The sequence below is a fragment of the Pseudokineococcus marinus genome (assembly GCF_013004605.1).
Taxonomy (GTDB): Bacteria; Actinomycetota; Actinomycetes; order Actinomycetales; family Quadrisphaeraceae; genus Pseudokineococcus; species Pseudokineococcus marinus.
Window position 1 is genome coordinate 1 of record NZ_JABEMA010000272.1, and the last position, 4,205, is coordinate 4,205.

Below are 4,205 nucleotides of genomic sequence, written 5' to 3' on the forward strand. Positions count from 1 at the left end.
CGCCGTCGGGCGCCGGGGCGCCGCCGGCCGGGCGCAGGTGGACGACGTCGCCGGCCGTGACGGCGCGCGGCCCGTCCGCCGTGCGGACGACGAGGGCCCCGGAGGCGTCCAGCGACTCGGCCACGCCCTCGCACGCCGCGCCGCCCGGCAGCTCGACCCGCACCCGCTCGCCGAGCGTGGAGCAGACCTCCCGGACGGGGTCGGTGAGGCCGGAGGGCAGCGGGCCGCCACCGGCCGCCGCGGCGCCCCAGCGCTGCCAGTGCTCGGCGAGGCGGCGCAGGAGGGCCCGCAGCAGCACGTCGCGGTCGGTGGTCGCGGCGCCCGCGAGGCGCAGCGAGGTGGCCCCCGCGGCGGGCAGCTCGTCGGCCCGGGCGTCGACGTTGAGGCCGATCCCCACCACGACGACGGGGCCCTCGTCCGGCGCCGGAGCACCGGGCGGCAGCACCTCGGCGAGCACGCCGCACACCTTCGCCGGGGCGCTGGCGGCGGGTGCGTCCGCGGCGGAGGCCGGCGCCGAGGCGGGACGCGGCGGCGGGGGCACCAGCACGTCGTTGGGCCACTTGAGCACGGCCTGCAGCCCGGCGCGCCGGCGCAGGACCTCGACGACGGCGAGGCCCGTGAGCAGCGGCAGCCACGGCAGGGACGGGGCGGAGCCGGCGGGCGCGCGCAGGAGGACGGAGGCGGTGAGGGCCGCGCGCGGAGCGGTGGTGAAGGAGCGGCCGCGCCGCCCCCGGCCCTGCACCTGGTGCTCGGCCACGAGGACCGACAGGTCGGGCCACGCTCCGGGCTCCGCCCGGGCGCGCTCGGCGAGCGCGGTGCTCGTCGAGTCGAGGACCGCCTCGACCTCGAGCCGGCCGAGCGGCCCGGCCGGGCGCACCAGGGCGGAGCGCAGCGCCGCCCCGCGCAGCGGCGGGCGGGCGAGGTCCGCCCAGGGCCCGGCGCTGCTCACCCCGGCAGCGTAGGCGCACTAGAGTCGCCGACCGTCGCGCTCAGACCTCCTGCGCAGGGGCGCCGCCGAGGACCGAGCGCCGAGACCACCGACCGAGCCGCCGGCCGAGGACGCCGCGGCGCCGCCCGTCCCCCGGAGGCCCTCCCCATGCCCGCAGCAGCCGACGCGAGCGGCGCCGCCCCCGGCCGCGACGACGCGCCGCACACCACCGCGGCGAAGATCGCCGACCTCGCCGCCCGCACCGACGAGGCCGTGCACGCGGGCTCGGCGCGGATGGTCGAGCGCCAGCACTCCCGCGGCAAGGGGACGGCGCGCGAGCGCCTCGAGGCCCTGCTCGACGAGGACTCCTTCACCGAGCTCGACGCCCTCGCCCGCCACCGGTCGACGCAGTTCGGGCAGGAGCGCCGCCGGCCGCCGGGCGACGGCGTCGTCACGGGCTACGGCACGGTCGACGGCCGTCCGGTCGCCGTCTTCAGCCAGGACGTCACCGTCTTCGGCGGGTCCCTCGGCGAGGTCTACGGCGAGAAGATCGTCAAGGTGCTCGACCTCGCGCTGAAGACGGGCTGCCCCGTCGTCGGCCTCGTCGAGGGCGGCGGCGCGCGGATCCAGGAGGGCGTCGTCTCCCTCGGGCTCTACGGCGAGATCTTCCGCCGCAACGCGCACCTGTCCGGCGTCGTCCCGCAGGTCTCGGTGATCCTCGGCGCGGCTGCCGGCGGGCACGTCTACTCCCCCGCCCTCACCGACTTCACCGTCATGGTCGACGGCACGTCGCAGATGTTCATCACGGGCCCGGACGTCATCCGCACCGTCACGGGTGAGGACGTGACGATGGAGGAGCTGGGCGGCGCGCGCACGCACAACGCGCGCAGCGGCAGCGCGCACCACCTCGCCGAGGACGAGGACGCGGCCATCGCCTACGTCAAGGACCTCCTGGCGCACCTGCCGAGCAACAACCTGTCCGAGGCGCCCGTCGTCGCGCCCGAGGACCCCCGCGGCCTCGAGACGACGGACGAGGACCTCGAGCTCGACGAGCTCGTGCCCGACGCGGCGTCCGCGCCGTACGACATGCACCGCGTCGTCGAGCACCTGCTCGACGACGGCGACTTCCTCGAGGTCTCCGAGCTCTTCGCGCCCAACGTCATCTGCGGGTTCGGGCGGGTCGAGGGCCGGTCGGTCGGCGTCGTGGCCAACCAGCCGATGCAGCTGGCCGGGTGCCTGGACATCGACGCGAGCGAGAAGGCCGCCCGCTTCGTGCGCACGTGCGACGCGTTCAACGTGCCCGTGCTCACGCTCGTCGACGTCCCCGGCTTCCTCCCGGGCACCGACCAGGAGTGGAACGGCATCATCCGGCGCGGCGCCAAGCTCATCTACGCCTACGCGGAGGCGACCGTGCCGCTCGTCACCGTCATCACGCGCAAGGCGTACGGCGGCGCCTACGACGTCATGGCCTCCAAGCACCTCGGCGCCGACGTCAACCTCGCGTGGCCGACGGCGCAGATCGCCGTCATGGGCGCGCAGGGGGCGGCGAACATCCTCCACCGGGGTCGCCTGAAGGAGGCCGCGGAGGCCGGCGACGACGTCGAGGCGCTGCGCGCGGACCTCGTCGCCGAGTACGAGGACACGCTCGCCAACCCCTACATCGCGGCGGAGCGCGGCTACGTCGACGCCGTCATCCCGCCGTCGCGCACGCGCGCCGAGGTGGTCAAGGCGCTGCGGGCGCTGCGCGGCAAGCGCGAGCAGCTCCCCGCCAAGAAGCACGGGAACATCCCGCTGTGAGCGCCGCGCCCGAGGGGGCTGTCGAAGGGGTGGCGCCCGCGGCACCGGTGCTGCGGATGGTCCGCGGCGCGCCGGACGACGCCGAGCTGGCCGCCCTCGTCGCCGTCGTCGCCGCCCGGCTCGCCGCCGCGCACGCCCCGGCCCCCGAGGAGGCGAGCGGCTCGCGCTGGGACGACCCGGCGGACCGGCTCGGCGTCCTGGTGCCCTCCCCCGACGCCTGGCGGACGAGCGCCTGGGCGGGCGGGCGCGCCGGCGGGTGGACCGGACGGTGAGCGCGCGGCGCGCCGCGGCGTCCCGGACCGCACGGTCGCTGCCGACCAGGACCCTGCCCGCGGAGCTGCTGGCGGTGGTGCTCGCGCCGCTGCTCCTGCTCGTCGTCGGGGCGCCGTCGGCGTCGGCCGTCGCCCCCCTGCGGCTCGACGAGCAGGTCACCGACCAGGTGGGCGCCCTGGCCGGCGACGAGCAGCAGGTGGAGCAGGCCCTGGCCGACCTGCGCGCCGAGACCGGTGTCCAGCTGTTCGTCGTCTTCGTCGACAGCTTCGACGGCCTCGGCGGCCAGGAGTGGGCCCAGCAGACCGGCGACATCTCCCAGCTGGGCGACGGCGACGGCGTCCTCGCGGTGGCGACGGGCGACCGGGCCTACGGCAGCGTCGTCGACGCGGACGTCGACGCCCCCGCCGCGAACGCCGCCGCCGAGGGACGCCTGGCGCAGGACGACTGGGCGGGCGCCGTCGAGGCCTACGCCGACGCCCTCGCGTCGTCAGCGGGCACCGGGGGGTCGGGCACGCAGGAGGCCGACGGGTCGGGCAGTGGGGGGTCGGGCGGCGTCTCAGGCCTCGCGGTCCTCGTGGTGCTCCTGCTCGTCGGCGTCGCCGTCGCCGTGGTCGTGGCCCTGGTGCGCGGCCGCCGCGAGCAGCGCTCGGACCGGGCGCGCCGCCGCGGTCCCGGCACCGCCCCGGCCCCGACCCCGGTGGAGCCGCTGCCCGACCTCGAGCGACGGGCGGGCTCGGCGCTCGTCGCCGTCGACGACGCGGTGATGGCGTCGGCGAACGAGGTGGAGTTCGCGCGGGCGGAGTTCGGCGACGAGGCCGTCGCGCCCTTCGAGCGCGCCCTCGCCGGCGCTCGCGCGGACCTGTCGGCCGCCTTCGCCGCCCGGCGACGCGCCGACGGCGAGGGACCCGACGGCGACCGCCGCGAGGTCGACGAGGAGGAGCGGCGGGCGGCGCTGGCCGAGGTGCTCGAGCGCTGCGGCCGGGCGGACGCCGCGCTCGACGAGCAGACCGAGGCCTTCGACGCGCTGCGCGACCTGGGGCGCCGCGCCGGCGTCGTGCTCGACGCGCGCGCCGACGACGTCGTTCTCGACGCAGAAGCGGAAGAGCTCCCGCTGCTGGAAGCAGGGGTGCATCTCCATCTCGTTGAGCGCGGGCAGGACGCGGGCGTCGCGCAGCAGGAGCCGCAGCTTGGGGACGGTCATGTTCGA

General features: G+C 77.5%; 4 protein-coding genes. 3 read left to right on the forward strand and 1 reads right to left on the reverse strand.

Annotated elements, in window-relative coordinates:
- A partial coding sequence (locus tag HLB09_RS13825; RefSeq protein WP_171203927.1) for a biotin--[acetyl-CoA-carboxylase] ligase occupies positions 1-949 on the reverse strand: 949 nt, incomplete at its 3' end.
- A gap of 147 nt (positions 950-1,096) precedes the next feature.
- Here HLB09_RS13825 and HLB09_RS13830 point away from each other — a divergent pair.
- From HLB09_RS13830 to HLB09_RS13840, 3 genes are all read left to right on the forward strand, one after another.
- Positions 1,097-2,725, forward strand: a complete 1,629-nt coding sequence (locus HLB09_RS13830; RefSeq protein ID WP_171203928.1) for an acyl-CoA carboxylase subunit beta — start codon at positions 1,097-1,099, stop codon at positions 2,723-2,725.
- Complete coding sequence (locus HLB09_RS13835; protein WP_171203929.1) at positions 2,722-2,997, forward strand: acyl-CoA carboxylase epsilon subunit; 276 nt, start codon at positions 2,722-2,724, stop codon at positions 2,995-2,997. The genes HLB09_RS13830 and HLB09_RS13835 overlap by 4 nt, the downstream gene beginning before the upstream one ends.
- On the forward strand, positions 2,994-4,205 hold a 1,212-nt coding region (locus tag HLB09_RS13840; protein WP_171203930.1), incomplete at its 3' end, for a TPM domain-containing protein. The genes HLB09_RS13835 and HLB09_RS13840, both read left to right, overlap by 4 nt.

Excerpts from the sequence above, each read along its gene's own strand:
- HLB09_RS13830 (WP_171203928.1), top strand. The coding sequence starts at position 1,097 with ATGCCCGCAGCAGCCGACGCGAGCGGCGCCGCCCCCGGCCGCGACGAC.